Origin of the sequence: Pseudomonas sp. 13159349 (assembly GCF_013305685.1) — a bacterium.
GTDB lineage: Bacteria > Pseudomonadota > Gammaproteobacteria > Pseudomonadales > Pseudomonadaceae > Aquipseudomonas > Aquipseudomonas asiatica.
In genome coordinates, this window is the sequence record NZ_CP045553.1 from 5,139,661 (window position 1) to 5,153,701 (window position 14,041).

General features: G+C 61.3%; 12 protein-coding genes. 1 reads left to right on the forward strand and 11 read right to left on the reverse strand.

Annotated features, from left to right (window positions below; all coding sequences use genetic code 11):
• Position 1 precedes the first annotated feature (1 nt).
• The 5 genes from tpiA to rlmE form a co-directional block, all read right to left on the reverse strand.
• Positions 2 to 757: a triose-phosphate isomerase gene (gene tpiA / locus GEV38_RS23680; protein ID WP_015271858.1), complete on the reverse strand. Its 756-nt coding sequence runs from the start codon at positions 755 to 757 to the stop codon at positions 2 to 4.
• Between the two features lie 65 nt (positions 758 to 822).
• Positions 823 to 2,163 (reverse strand): phosphoglucosamine mutase, encoded by a 1,341-nt coding sequence (gene glmM, locus GEV38_RS23685; RefSeq protein WP_013974287.1) that lies wholly within the window; start codon positions 2,161 to 2,163, stop codon positions 823 to 825.
• 16 nt (positions 2,164 to 2,179) lie between these two features.
• On the reverse strand, positions 2,180 to 3,031 hold the full coding sequence (gene folP, locus GEV38_RS23690; RefSeq protein ID WP_015271860.1) for a dihydropteroate synthase: 852 nt from the start codon (positions 3,029 to 3,031) through the stop codon (positions 2,180 to 2,182).
• 8 nt (positions 3,032 to 3,039) lie between these two features.
• On the reverse strand, positions 3,040 to 4,944 hold the full coding sequence (gene ftsH, locus GEV38_RS23695; RefSeq protein ID WP_015271861.1) for an ATP-dependent zinc metalloprotease FtsH: 1,905 nt from the start codon (positions 4,942 to 4,944) through the stop codon (positions 3,040 to 3,042).
• A gap of 203 nt (positions 4,945 to 5,147) precedes the next feature.
• Positions 5,148 to 5,774 carry a 23S rRNA (uridine(2552)-2'-O)-methyltransferase RlmE gene (gene rlmE / locus GEV38_RS23700; RefSeq protein ID WP_015271862.1) on the reverse strand — a complete coding sequence of 209 codons (627 nt, stop codon included), beginning with the start codon at positions 5,772 to 5,774 and terminating at the stop codon, positions 5,148 to 5,150.
• Between the two features lie 102 nt (positions 5,775 to 5,876).
• Here rlmE and yhbY point away from each other — a divergent pair, with 102 nt between their 5' ends.
• A complete protein-coding gene (gene yhbY / locus GEV38_RS23705; protein ID WP_054573641.1) occupies positions 5,877 to 6,185 on the forward strand; it encodes a ribosome assembly RNA-binding protein YhbY in 309 nt (102 codons plus the stop codon).
• 141 nt (positions 6,186 to 6,326) lie between these two features.
• Here yhbY and GEV38_RS23710 read toward each other — a convergent pair whose 3' ends face one another.
• The 6 genes from GEV38_RS23710 to dnaJ form a co-directional block, all read right to left on the reverse strand.
• Positions 6,327 to 6,767 (reverse strand): hypothetical protein, encoded by a 441-nt coding sequence (locus GEV38_RS23710; RefSeq protein ID WP_052261053.1) that lies wholly within the window; start codon positions 6,765 to 6,767, stop codon positions 6,327 to 6,329.
• Positions 6,745 to 7,227 (reverse strand): transcription elongation factor GreA, encoded by a 483-nt coding sequence (gene greA / locus GEV38_RS23715; RefSeq protein WP_170976259.1) that lies wholly within the window; start codon positions 7,225 to 7,227, stop codon positions 6,745 to 6,747. The genes GEV38_RS23710 and greA overlap by 23 nt, the downstream gene beginning before the upstream one ends.
• Positions 7,224 to 10,445: a carbamoyl-phosphate synthase large subunit gene (gene carB, locus GEV38_RS23720; RefSeq protein ID WP_015271865.1), complete on the reverse strand. Its 3,222-nt coding sequence runs from the start codon at positions 10,443 to 10,445 to the stop codon at positions 7,224 to 7,226. The genes greA and carB overlap by 4 nt, the downstream gene beginning before the upstream one ends.
• A 105-nt stretch (positions 10,446 to 10,550) precedes the next feature.
• Entirely contained in the window at positions 10,551 to 11,687 is a 1,137-nt protein-coding gene (gene carA / locus GEV38_RS23725) for a glutamine-hydrolyzing carbamoyl-phosphate synthase small subunit (protein WP_013974294.1), read from the reverse strand.
• Between the two features lie 266 nt (positions 11,688 to 11,953).
• Positions 11,954 to 12,760 carry a 4-hydroxy-tetrahydrodipicolinate reductase gene (gene dapB / locus GEV38_RS23730; protein ID WP_015271866.1) on the reverse strand — a complete coding sequence of 269 codons (807 nt, stop codon included), beginning with the start codon at positions 12,758 to 12,760 and terminating at the stop codon, positions 11,954 to 11,956.
• Between the two features lie 13 nt (positions 12,761 to 12,773).
• Complete coding sequence (dnaJ, locus tag GEV38_RS23735) at positions 12,774 to 13,898, reverse strand: molecular chaperone DnaJ (RefSeq protein WP_013974296.1); 1,125 nt, start codon at positions 13,896 to 13,898, stop codon at positions 12,774 to 12,776.
• Positions 13,899 to 14,041: the final 143 nt, after the last annotated feature.

Consider the following 14,041-nt stretch of genomic DNA (forward strand, 5'->3'; position numbering starts at 1 on the left):
TTCAGTTTCCTGCGGCGCGACAAATTGCACCGAATTCGTCTGCGTTCAGGGAAGCTCCACCAATGAGCCCCCCATCGATATCCGGCATGCCGAACAGTTCGGCCGCATTGGCCGCCTTCACGCTGCCGCCGTAGAGCAACTGCACCTTCGCAGCCACTTCAGCATCTTTTGCCGCCAACTGGCTACGGATGGCTGCGTGCACATCCTGGGCCTGCTGTGGCGTGGCCGTAAGGCCGGTACCGATGGCCCATACAGGCTCATAGGCAATTACTGCATTGGCAAAAGCCTTAACACCGAATGCCTCGATGATACTGCTTAGTTGACGCCCGACAACTTCGAGCGTTTTGCCAGCCTCGCGCTCTTCAAGGGTTTCCCCGATGCAAAGCACTGGTTTCAAACCTTTGGCCTGGGCCGCTGCAAACTTGCGATTGAGCACTTCGTCGGTTTCACCAATGACCTGGCGACGCTCCGAATGACCAATCAACACCAACTTGCAGCCTGCTTCAACCAGCTGTTCCGGAGCAACTTCTCCGGTCAGCGCACCCTGTTCGGGTTGTACTGCAGAATTCTGTGCGCCGACAGTAATTTCCTTACCTGCCAGGCCATCGATCACTTGATTGATGAACAAGGCCGGTGGAAATACAACGACTTCCACTCCGCTCGGCAAGGCCAGATTTCTCAAGCCTTCGGTCAGCTCAGCGACGCTAGCGCGGGTACCGTGCATCTTCCAGTTACCAGCTACCATAGGGCGACGCATGCTTTACCTCGTCGGTCAAAGTGGGCGCAGATAGTACCCAACCCTATCTGCGCTGGCAAGCGCCTTCAGACACAAACTTCGCCGACCAGTTTGGCCAACGCTTCTGCGTGCGCACGCACCTGGCTTTCGTCCTCGCCCTCGACCATCACCCGCACCAACGGCTCGGTACCGGATTTTCGCAGCAGCACGCGGCCGCGGCCTGCCAAGGCCTCGGTCACCTTGGCACTGGCTTCCTTGACCGCCGGGTGCTCCAGTGGGTCGACCTTGCTGGCGCCATAGCGCACGTTGATAAGCACCTGCGGGCACTTGCGCAGGGCCTGACGAGCCTGCGCCAGGGTTTCGCCACGACGCTTGAGTGCCATCAATACCTGCAGCGCTGCGATGATCGCATCACCGGTGGTGGTGTGGTTGCAGCACACGACGTGCCCGGAGTTTTCGCCACCGACCAGCCACTCACGCTCCAGCAGCTCTGCCATGACGTAACGGTCACCGACCTTCGCCCGCACGAACGGAACATCCAGTTCCTTCAGCGCAAGCTCCAGGCCCAGGTTGCTCATCAGCGTGCCCACCACCCCGCCCTGCAGCTTTCCACGCTCCTGCAGGTCGCGAGCAATGATGAACAGCAGTTCGTCACCATCAACGATGGCGCCGGTGTGGTCGACCATCAGCACGCGGTCGCCATCACCGTCAAAGGCAATGCCCAGGTCGGCATGGCCTACCAGCACGGCAGCCTGAAGCGATTCGATGTGAGTCGAGCCACAGCCTTCGTTGATGTTCAGGCCGTCTGGCTGGGCATGCAGCACGGTCACTTCGGCACCCAGCTCGCGGAAAACGCTTGGCGCGACCTTGTAGGTGGCACCGTGGGCGCAATCGACAACCAGCTTGAGGCCGTCGAAGCTGGTGCTGGTCGGCACACTGCTCTTGCAGAACTCGATGTAGCGGCCGGCTGCATCGTTGATGCGCGAAACCTTGCCCAGCTTGCCCGACTCGACAACGGTCATCGGCTGATCGAGCAATTCCTCGATCATCAACTCGACTTCGTCCGGTAGCTTGGTCCCTTGGCCCGAGAAGAACTTGATGCCATTGTCATCGTGCGGGTTGTGCGAGGCGCTGATGACGATGCCGGCTTCGGCGTGGAAGGTACGCGTCAGGTAGGCGATGGCCGGCGTAGGCATCGGCCCGAGCAGCATCACATCGGCACCTGCCGCGGACAGGCCGGCTTCGAGTGCGGACTCGAACATGTAGCCGGAGATACGCGTGTCCTTGCCAACCAGAACTCGGCAGTGGCCTTGCTTGCGGAAGGCCATGCCGGCCGCCCAGCCAAGCTTCAGCATGAAGTCAGGCGTGATCGGGTATTCGCCGACGCGGCCACGAATGCCGTCGGTACCAAAGTATTTTCTGCTCATAGGGACTCCAATGTTCTTATTCGGCGTTTTGCACCGCAGCGATCATGCGCACCACATCAACGGTTTCGGCCACGTCATGGACACGAAGGATGCTCGCCCCCTTGGTCATGGCCAACGCCGCCAGCGCAAGGCTGCCATACAACCGCTCGCCAACCGGACGTTCCAGCGTCAGGCCGATCATGCTCTTGCGTGAAACACCCACCAGCAGCGGGCGCCCAAGGCGATAGAGCGCTTCCATGTGCTTGAACAGGCTCAGATTGTGCGACAGTGTCTTGGCGAAACCGAAGCCCGGATCAAGGATGATTCTGTTTGCGTCGATGCCCGCCGCGGCGCAGGCGACCATTCGCTGTTCAAGGTAGCGCGTAACGTCGGCGGTCACATCTTCGTAATGCGGGTCGTCCTGCATGTTACCCGGCTCGCCACGCATGTGCATGAGGCACACCGGCAGGCCGGTATCCGCGGCTGCGTCCAGGGCGCCATCGCGCTCCAGGGCACGCACGTCGTTGATCAACCCTGCACCGAGGCGTGCCGATTCACGCATGACGGCTGGCGTGGAGGTATCGACCGAGATGACCACATCGAGGCGGCTGTTGATCGCCTCGACCATGGGAGCTACCCGCTCCAGCTCCTCGGTCACCGATACCGCGCGCGCACCCGGCCGCGTGGACTCTCCGCCGATGTCGATCAGCGTGGCACCTGCGGCAACCATAGCTTCGGCATGACGCAACGCCTCATCACGCTGGTTGAAGCGCCCGCCATCGGAGAAGGAATCAGGGGTGATATTGAGAATACCCATGACATGGGTACGCGACAAATCAAGAACCCGGTTGCCGCAAGGCAACCGGGTCGGGTACTGCACTGAGCTCATAGATGCCCTTAGTGTTGAGCCGCTGGACCGCCGATCGGCGATTCCGGGCGATCACCCTGGGCAGCTGGTTTGCCCGAAGCCGAGTCATCATCCCAGTCGCGCGGTTCGCGGGGGGTACGGCCAGCCATGATATCGTCAATCTGCTCGGCGTCGATGGTCTCGTACTTCATCAGCGCTTCGGCCATGGCATCGAGCTTGTCACGGTTGTCGGTGAGCAGCTGCTTGGCCGTGGCGTAGCACTGGTCGATGATGCTGCGCACTTCCGAGTCGATCAGCTTGGCGGTTTCGCCGGAAACGCTGGCGTGCTGGCTCGCAGCACTGCGACCCAGGAACACCTCACCTTCTTCCTCGGCGTACATCAGCGGCCCGAGTTTTTCGGAAAGGCCCCACTTGGTCACCATGTTGCGGGCGATCTGGCTGGCACGCATGATGTCGTTGGACGCACCGGTAGTGACGCCGTCGAAGCCCAAGGTCATTTCCTCGGCGATACGGCCGCCGTACAGCGAGCAGATCTGGCTGATCAGTGCGCGCTTGGACAGGCTGTAGCGGTCTTCTTCCGGCAGGAACATGGTCACGCCCAAGGCACGGCCACGCGGAATGATCGAAACCTTGTAGACCGGATCGTGCTCAGGCACCAGGCGACCGACAATGGCGTGGCCAGCCTCGTGGTAGGCAGTGTTCTGCTTTTCTTTCTCGGACATGACCATGGTCTTGCGCTCGGCGCCCATCATGATCTTGTCCTTGGCCAGTTCGAACTCTTTCATTTCGACCAGGCGCTTGTTGGCGCGCGCGGCAAACAGCGAGGCCTCGTTGACCAGGTTGGCCAGGTCCGCACCGGAGAAGCCAGGGGTACCACGGGCAATGACCGCCGGGTTGACGTTCTCGCCGACCGGCACCTTGCGCATGTGTACCTTGAGGATCTGTTCACGACCACGAATGTCCGGCAGGCCCACCACTACCTGACGGTCGAAGCGGCCGGGGCGCAGCAGCGCCGGGTCGAGCACGTCCGGACGGTTGGTAGCGGCGATGACGATGATGCCATCGTTCATCTCGAAGCCGTCCATCTCCACCAGCAACTGGTTGAGGGTTTGCTCACGTTCGTCGTGACCGCCACCCATGCCTGCGCCACGGTGCCGACCAACGGCGTCGATCTCGTCGATGAAGATGATGCACGGGGCGTGTTTCTTGGCCTGTTCGAACATGTCGCGCACACGGCTGGCACCGACACCGACGAACATTTCCACGAAGTCCGAACCGGAAATGGTGAAGAATGGCACCTTCGCTTCGCCGGCGATGGCCTTGGCAAGCAAGGTCTTACCGGTACCGGGCGGGCCGACCATCAGCACGCCGCGCGGGATACGACCGCCCAGGCGCTGGAACTTGCCCGGGTCGCGCAGGAACTCGACCAGCTCGCCGACTTCTTCCTTGGCTTCGTCGCAACCTGCAACGTCGGCCAGGGTGGTCTTGACCTGGTCTTCAGACAACAGGCGCGCCTTGCTCTTGCCGAAGCTCATCGGCCCGCCCTTGCCCCCCGCTCCGCCCTGCATCTGGCGCATGAAGAACATGAACACGGCGATGATCACCAGGATCGGGAAGCTCGCTACCAGCAGCTGTGTCCAGATGCTCTGCTGCTCAGGCTGCTTGCCTTCGATGATGACGTGATTGTCGACCAGGTCGCCAATCAGGCCGTTGTCGGTAATGGCCGGACGCACGGTCTTGAAATTGTCGCCATCGGCGCGCTTGCCGGTGATGATGTAGCCGTCGACGGTCACACGCTCGACCTTGCCATCCTTGACCTGCTGGATGAAGTCGGAATAGTTGAGGGTCTGCGGCTCGTTAGGGCTGGAGAAGTTGTTCATCACTGTCACCAGGACAGCTGCGATGATCAACCACAGGATCAGATTCTTTGCCATGTCGTTCAATTCGCTACCCTCTGAGGTCGGCGCACGACGCAGCCGTTCCTCGCATGATATTCATCGCCCTAACTTACTACATTACCTACGCAGCCGCAGGCACCGTCTGTAACCCTTTGTGAAAGCTAGACTACACGAAGTTCGGACGATCCTGACGCGGCGGCCGATTGGAAATAACTATCGGCGACCACGCTTCACGCCTTTCATGCCCCTTTGAAACCCCTGCCCAGCAGGTACTGCTCGCGGGAACGGTCACGCGACGACGACGGCTTGCGCATCTGTACCTTGTCGAACTTGCTGCGCACGTCCTTGAGGTACACGTCAAAACCTTCGCCCTGGAAAATCTTGATCAGGAAATCGCCGCCGGGCTTTAGCACGCGGGTTGCCAGATCGAGGGCCAGCTCGCAGAGGAACATGGCACGCGGCATGTCCACCGCAGGCGTACCACTCATATTGGGGGCCATGTCGGAAATCACAAGGTCTACGTGCGAATCGCCGACGGCCTCGAGAATGCGCTGCAGCACTTCATCCTGGGTGAAATCGCCCTGGATGAAGGTCACATCGGGGATCGAGTCCATCTCCAGGATGTCGGACGCGATCAGGCGGCCCTGGCCACCAATCAGACGACTGGTCACCTGCGACCAGCCACCAGGAGCAGCGCCGAGATCGATCACGCTCATACCTGGGCGGATCAGCCGGTCCTTTTCCTGGATCTCCAGCAGTTTGTAGCTCGCACGCGAGCGGTAGCCGTCCTTTTGTGCCTGTTTCACAAAAGGATCGTTGAAATGCTCTCGCAGCCAGTTTGCGCTGCTTTTGGAACGTTGTACCACGGGGCACCTCGATGATATGCGTCGTGATTGACTGGGCGGAGCCGGTGGCCCTCGGGTAAAATGCCGGTCAATTTTACAGAATCAGACGGAAAGGGTCAGATTATGCCGCTCAATAACGAGCAGAAGAAGCAATACAAGTCCATTGGTCATGACCTGAAGCCGGTCCTGATCGTCGCTGGCAACGGTTTGAATGAAGGCGTCATCGCCGAACTGGAGCGCGCCTTGGTCGACCATGAGCTGATCAAGGTCGAAATTCGCTCGGAAGACCGCGAAGAGCGCGCCAAGACCATTGCCGAACTGTGCAAGGCCGGCCGTGCCGAACTGGTGCAGACCATCGGCAAGAAAGCGCTGATCTACCGCAAGAACCCACAGCCGAACAAGCAACTGTCCAATATCCACCGTTACAAGTAACGGCAAAGGGGCTGCTGCGCAGCCCATCGCCGGCAAGCCAGCTCCCACAGGTACGGCGCATGGCCTGAATTCGATGCGGTCGGTGTGGGAGCCGGCTTGCCGGCAATGGGCCGCGAACCGGCCCCAGCGATCTCGAGCCGCTTAGCGGCGCACCTTGACCGGAACCGGCTGGGCCACCAGCACGATGCCGGAAAAGCCCAGCACCAGGAAACAGAGCAGCTGCCAACGCTCGCCAACGGAAATACCGTAGCGCAAGGTGTAATACCCCACGCAGGCACCGAAGCCGAGCAGCAGCATCTGGCCGCGGAACTGCCGCCACCAGGCCGACAGGCCGTCCACCCTTGCCAGCACTGCCAGCTGGGTCAACAAGCCAAGCAGCGCCACGCCGATCAACCAGCGGTCGATCTGCCCGGCGACATCCTGCACCAGCAGCGGCGCCAGGCCACTGACCTTGAGCGCGGGCACCAACCCCACGTGAAACACCCACAAGCCGCCGACCCAGAAAACCTGGGCCAGCTGCCAGAGGATCCCCTCGAGGGATGGCGCCCGCAGGCGCCGGTCAGATGTGCTTGACTTCGACAATCTCGTACTCGACCGTGCCGCTAGGCGTCTTGACGACGACAGTATCACCTTCTTCCTTGCCGATGATGGCACGGGCAATCGGCGCTCCGCTCGAGAGCTTGCCCTGTTTCACGTCGGCTTCATCCTCGCCGACGATCTGATAGGACACCTCTTCATCGGTTTCGGTGTTGGCCAGTACCACGGTGGTACCGAAAATCACCTTGCCGGTGTGAGGGATGGTGGTCACGTCGATCACCACCGAGTTCTGCAGACGACCTTCGATATCGCGGATACGGGCCTCGACCATGCCCTGCTCTTCACGAGCAGCGTGGTATTCGGCATTTTCCTTCAGGTCACCCAGTTCGCGCGCTTCACCAATGGCCTGGCTCAGGCGCGGGCGCTCGGTCTTGCTCAGGAAGAGCAGCTCCTCTTCCAGGGCGCGAGCGCCCTGGACGGTCATCGGGTACTTGGTAATGCTCATGCTTTCAGTCCTGCATGCAGATCCTGCAGGCGACGAACGGTCTTTTCCGGACCAAATTTCAGCGCCTCGCAGATGGCTTCACCGGCCGCAATGGTGGTGGTGCAGTAAATTTTGTGCTGCAGCGCATTGCGACGAATCGAGTAGGAATCGGCGATCGACTGGCGGCCTTCGGTGGTGTTGATGATCAGCGACACCTCGTCGTTCTTGATCATGTCGACCACGTGCGGGCGACCCTCGGTCACCTTGTTCACGCGGCGCACTTTAAGGCCGGCCGCCTCGATAACCTTGGCGGTGCCGGCAGTGGCGACCACTTCGAAGCCCAGGGCAATCAGGTCGCGGGCAACGCCAGCCACTTGCGGCTTGTCGTCGTCACGCACGCTGATGAATGCGGTACCGCCGGTCGGCAGTACTTCGCTGGCACCCATCTGGGCTTTGGCGAAGGCTTCACCGAAGCTGTCACCGACACCCATGACTTCACCGGTCGATTTCATCTCAGGGCCGAGGATCGGGTCAACCCCCGGGAACTTGGCGAACGGGAAGACGGCTTCCTTGACGCTGTAGAAGTTAGGGATGATTTCCTGGGTGAAGCCCAGCTCTTTCAGGGTTTTGCCGGCCATGACGCGGGCCGCGATCATCGCCAGGGAGGTGCCGATGCACTTGGAGACGAACGGCACGGTACGCGAAGCGCGCGGGTTGACTTCGATGACGTAGATCTTGTCGCCCTGCAGGGCCAGCTGCACGTTCATCAGGCCGACCACGCCCAGTTCCAGGGCCATTTTCTTGACCTGTACGCGGACTTCGTCCTGCACTTCCTTGCTCAGCGAGTAAGGTGGCAGCGAGCACGCCGAGTCACCGGAGTGAACGCCGGCTTGCTCGATGTGCTGCATGATGGCGCCGATCACCACATCGGTGCCGTCGCACACCGCATCCACGTCCATCTCGATGGCGCAGTTGAGGAAGTGGTCGAGCAGTACAGGGCTGTCGTTGGACACCTGCACGGCTTCGCGCAGGTAGCGCTTGAGCTCGTCCAGCTCGTAGACGATTTCCATGGCACGGCCGCCCAGTACGTAGGACGGGCGCACTACCAGCGGATAGCCGATGCCGCCAGCAGCGCTGATGGCTTCTTCTTCGCTGCGCACGGTGGCATTTGGCGGCTGCAGCAGGTTCAGGCGCTGAACCATCTGCTGGAAGCGCTCGCGGTCTTCAGCGCGGTCGATGGCATCCGGGCTGGTACCGATGATCGGTACGCCGGCTTCTTCCAGGGCGCGGGCCAGTTTCAGCGGGGTCTGGCCACCGTAGTGGACGATCACGCCTTTCGGCTTCTCGACACGGCACACTTCCAGCACGTCTTCCAGGGTCAGCGGCTCGAAGTACAGGCGGTCGGATGTGTCGTAGTCGGTGGAGACGGTTTCCGGGTTGCAGTTGACCATGATGGTCTCGTAACCGTCTTCACGCAGCGCCAGTGCGGCGTGTACGCAGCAGTAGTCGAACTCGATACCCTGGCCGATACGGTTAGGGCCGCCACCCAGGATCATGATCTTGTCGCGGGTCGACGGGTTGGCCTCGCACTCTTCCTCATAGGTGGAGTACAGGTAGGCGGTGTCGGTAGCGAATTCAGCAGCGCAGGTGTCGACGCGCTTGTACACCGGGAACACTTCCAGCTTGTGGCGGTGACGGCGCAGGTTCTTGTCGGTGATACCCAACAGCTTGGCCAGGCGCTGGTCAGAGAAGCCCTTGCGCTTGAGGCGCAGCATGTAGTCCTTGTCGATCGACGACAGGGCCAGGGTCTTGACCTTCTCTTCTTCCTTGATCAGGTCTTCCATCTGCACCAGGAACCACATGTCGATGCCGGTCAGGTCGAAGATCTGCTCGCAGGTCATGCCGGCACGCATGGCGTCAGCCACGTACCAGATACGCTCGGCGCCCGGTACGGTCAGCTCGCGCTTGAGGATGCTGCTGGCTTCGGGGTTGGCCAGGTCGACTTTCGGGTCGAGGCCGCAGGCGCCGACTTCCAGGCCGCGCAGAGCTTTCTGCAGAGACTCCTGGAAGGTACGGCCGATGGCCATGACTTCACCCACGGACTTCATCTGGGTGGTCAGGCGGGCGTCGGCTTTCGGGAATTTCTCGAAGGCGAAGCGCGGCAGCTTGGTGACGACGTAGTCGATCGACGGCTCGAAGGACGCCGGGGTGCGGCCGCCGGTGATGTCGTTCTGCAGTTCGTCGAGGGTGTAGCCGACAGCCAGCTTGGCAGCGATCTTGGCGATCGGGAAGCCAGTGGCCTTGGAGGCCAGCGCCGAGGAACGCGAAACGCGCGGGTTCATCTCGATCACGACCATGCGGCCTGTGTTCGGGCAGATACCGAACTGCACGTTGGAACCGCCGGTTTCAACACCGATTTCACGCAGCACCGCCAGGGAGGCGTTGCGCATGATCTGGTATTCCTTGTCAGTCAGGGTCTGTGCCGGGGCGACAGTGATCGAGTCACCGGTGTGCACGCCCATCGGATCGAAGTTCTCGATCGAGCAGACGATGATGCAGTTGTCCTTCTTGTCGCGGACAACCTCCATCTCGTATTCCTTCCAGCCGATCAGCGATTCGTCGATCAGCAGTTCCTTGGTCGGCGACAGGTCCAGGCCACGGGCGCAGATTTCTTCGAATTCTTCACGGTTGTAGGCGATACCACCACCGGTGCCGCCCATGGTGAACGATGGACGGATGATGCACGGGAAGCCCAGGCGCTCGAGGACGGCGTTGGCTTCTTCCATGCTGTGGGCGATACCGGAGCGCGGGCACTCCAGGCCGATGTCTTTCATGGCCTTGTCGAAGCGCGAGCGGTCTTCGGCCTTGTCGATGGTGTCGGCATTGGCACCGATCATTTCCACGCCGAACTTTTCCAGAACGCCGTGGCGCTCCAGGTCCAGGGCGCAGTTCAGTGCAGTCTGGCCACCCATGGTCGGCAGCAGTGCGTCCGGGCGCTCTTTCTCGATGATCTTGGCCACCGACTGCCACTTGATCGGCTCGATGTAGGTGGCGTCGGCCATGGCCGGGTCGGTCATGATGGTGGCTGGGTTGGAGTTCACCAGGATGACGCGGAAACCTTCCTCGCGCAGGGCTTTACAGGCCTGGGCGCCGGAGTAGTCGAATTCGCAGGCCTGGCCGATCACGATCGGGCCAGCGCCGAGAATCAGGATGCTTTTGATATCTGTACGTTTTGGCATGGTTGTCACTCAAATCCGGGGTCAGTCGGCAAGCCGCTTTGAACAATCTGGGTCAGGCGCTTCCGGGCGCGGCGCAAGCCGGCCCGGGGCCTTGAAGCAGGATGCTCAGCGGCGCTTGGCCATGGCATCGATGAAACGATCGAACAGTGGCGCGACGTCGGTCGGGCCTGGGCTCGCTTCAGGGTGGCCCTGGAAGCTGAAGGCGCTCTTGTCGGTACGCTCGATACCCTGCAGGGTGCCGTCGAACAGCGACTTGTGGATGGCGCGGACGTTGCCCGGCAGGGTGGCCTCGTCAACGGCAAAGCCGTGGTTCTGGCTGGTGATCATGACCACACCGGTGTCCAGATCCTGGACCGGGTGGTTGGCACCGTGGTGGCCATGACCCATTTTCACGGTCTTGGCGCCAGAAGCCAGGGCCAGCAGCTGGTGGCCCAGGCAGATACCGAATACCGGGATCTCGGTCTCGAGGATTTCCTTGATCGCCTGGATGGCGTAGTCGCAAGGCTCGGGGTCACCAGGGCCGTTGGACAGGAACACGCCGTCCGGGTTGAGTGCCAGCACTTCGCTGGCCGGAGTCTGGGCCGGCACCACGGTCACGCGGCAGCCACGGGCAACCAGCATGCGCAGGATGTTCAGCTTGACGCCGTAGTCGAAGGCGACCACGTGGTAAGGCAGGTCAGCGGCTTCGATGGTCGGGTGGCTGTCGGTCTTCAGTTCCCACACGCTGGAGCGCCACTCGTAGCGTTCCTTGGTGGAAACGACCTTGGCCAGGTCCATGCCCTTCAGACCCGGGAAAGCGCGGGCAGCGGCGATGGCGGCTTCTTCGCTGATGTTGTCACCGGCGAGGATGCAACCGTTCTGAGCGCCCTTTTCACGCAGGATTCGGGTCAGGCGACGGGTGTCGATGCCGGCGATGGCGACGACGTTGTTGGCCTTGAGGTACTCAGGCAGCGACTGGGTGTTACGCCAGTTGCTGGCCAGCAGCGGCAGGTCACGAATGACCAGGCCAGCGGACCAGACGCGGTTCGACTCGGCGTCTTCCGGGGTAGTACCGGTATTGCCGATGTGCGGGTAGGTCAGGGTAACGATTTGCTGCGCATAGGAAGGGTCTGTAAGGATTTCCTGGTAGCCGGTCATAGCGGTGTTGAATACCACCTCACCAACGGTCTGACCGTCGGCACCGATAGCTTCACCGCGGAAAATACTGCCGTCGGCAAGGGCGAGTATGGCTGGCTTTGTCAAGAAGACCTCCCGTAAATCAAGCATGAAAGGGCGATCGCAGGTTGCAAAAAAGCGGAGTGACGTATGGACACGTCACCCCGCTTTCATGTGCTGAATTCAATTCGCTGCGCGCTTTTAGTGGACACACTAAAGCTGTAGCTTACAGAAAAGTGCGTTTTCGGTCTACCGCGGATGTGCCTCTAAAACACATCAATGCGACAGGCTGACATCTGTGCTGGCTTCATTCGCGGGTAACCCCGCGAAGAAGCCAGCACGGCTCCAACTGCTTAACGCAGCTCGAGCACATCCTGCATGTCATACAGGCCAGGCTCACGCCCGTCCAGCCACAGCGCCGCACGTACGGCACCCTTGGCGAAGGTCATGCGGCTGGAAGCCTTGTGGGTGATCTCCACGCGCTCGCCTTCGGCTGCGAACAGCACGGTATGGTCACCCACCACATCTCCAGCACGCACGGTGGCGAAGCCGATGGTCTGACGCTCACGTGCACCGGTCTGCCCTTCACGGCCATACACGGCCACTTCCTGCAGGTTGCGACCCAGCGCCTGGGCAACCACTTCACCCATGCGCAGCGCGGTGCCCGACGGCGCATCGACCTTGTGCCGGTGGTGCGCTTCGAGGATTTCGATATCCACATCGTCACCCAGCACGCGCGCTGCGGTATCCAGCAGCTTAAGGCACAGGTTGACGCCGACGCTGAAGTTGGCGGCAAAAACGATCGGGATTTCCTTGCCAGCCTCGGCCAGCAGCTGCTTCTCTTCCGGCGTGAAGCCAGTAGTACCAATGACCATGGCCTTGCCCGCCTTGCGGCAGAACGCCAGGTTCTTCAGGGTCACCGAAGGGTGAGTGAAATCGATCAGCACGTCGAACTCGTCGACCACCTTGGACAAGTCGTCGGAAATCGGCACACCAATACGACCCAAGGCCGCCAACTCACCAGCATCAGCCCCAACCAGCGAGCTGTCCGGGCGGTCTATCGCCGCCGTCAGGCCCGCCTGGGGGGCCTGTTGCTGCACGGCCTCGACGAGGGTCTTGCCCATCCGCCCTGCCGCACCCATCACTGCAATACGTCGCATAGCCATTTCCTTGTCAGAGATCGCCGAAGAAGCGCTTCACGCCATCGAACCAGCCACTGGCCTTGGGCGAGTGAGAGCTATCGCCTTCCAGCGAATCACGCAGCTCTTCGAGCAACTCGCGCTGACGACGACTGAGATTGACCGGGGTTTCCACCGCCACACGACACAGCAGGTCGCCCGCACCACCACCGCGCACCGGGGCAACACCCTTGCCGCGCAGGCGGAACTGCTTGCCGGTCTGGGTACCCTCCGGGATCTTCAGCTTCACCCGACCATCGAGGGTCGGCACCTCCAGTTCGCCACCCAAGGCAGCATCGGTGTAGCTGATTGGCACTTCGCAGTACAGGTGCTTGCCATCACGCTGGAAGATCTCGTGCTCACGCACGTTGATCACTACATACAGATCGCCGGTCGGGCCACCATGGGTACCAGCCTCGCCCTCGCCCGAGAGGCGGATGCGGTCGCCAGTATCGACACCTGCCGGCACCTTGACCGACAGCGTCTTGTATTCCTCGACACGGCCTTCGCCGTGGCACGAGGTGCAGGGGTCGGTAATGATCTTGCCCTGGCCATGGCAGCGCGGGCAGGTCTGCTGTACCGAGAAGAAGCCCTGTTGCATGCGCACCTGGCCGATACCGCCACAAGTCGGGCAGGTGGACGGGGTCGAGCCCTTCTTGGCACCGGAGCCGTCGCACGGCTGGCAGTTGACCAGCGTGGGCACACGGATGCTGACCGTGGTGCCACGTACCGCTTCTTCCAGGTTCAGTTCCAGTGTGTAGCGCAGGTCACTGCCGCGCTGGGCACCACCACGCGAGCCGCCGCGGCCACCCCCGAAGAAGTCGCTGAACACATCGCCGAAGATGTCGGAGAAGTTGGCACCACCGAAACCTGCGCCACCACCACCCATGCTCGGGTCCACACCCGCATGACCGTACTGGTCGAACGCAGCACGCTTGCTGGCGTCAGACAGCACTTCGTAGGCCTCGTTGGCCTCCTTGAACTTGTCTTCCGACTCTTTGTCGCCTGGGTTGCGGTCCGGATGGTACTTCATCGCCAGGCGACGGTAAGCCTTCTTGAGGTCTGATTCGCTGGCGCCGCGCTCGACACCCAATACCTCATAATAATCACGCTTGGACATAGGTCATTTGCACCTTGTTGGGCGTCTGGCATCTACGCCGCGCCATCAGCACCCGCCCTTTGCCCACCAGGGCCACCGACAGATGCTGTAAAAATTCTCGAATTCCAGATACGCCAACGCGGGAGCAAGCCCCCGCGCGGCGA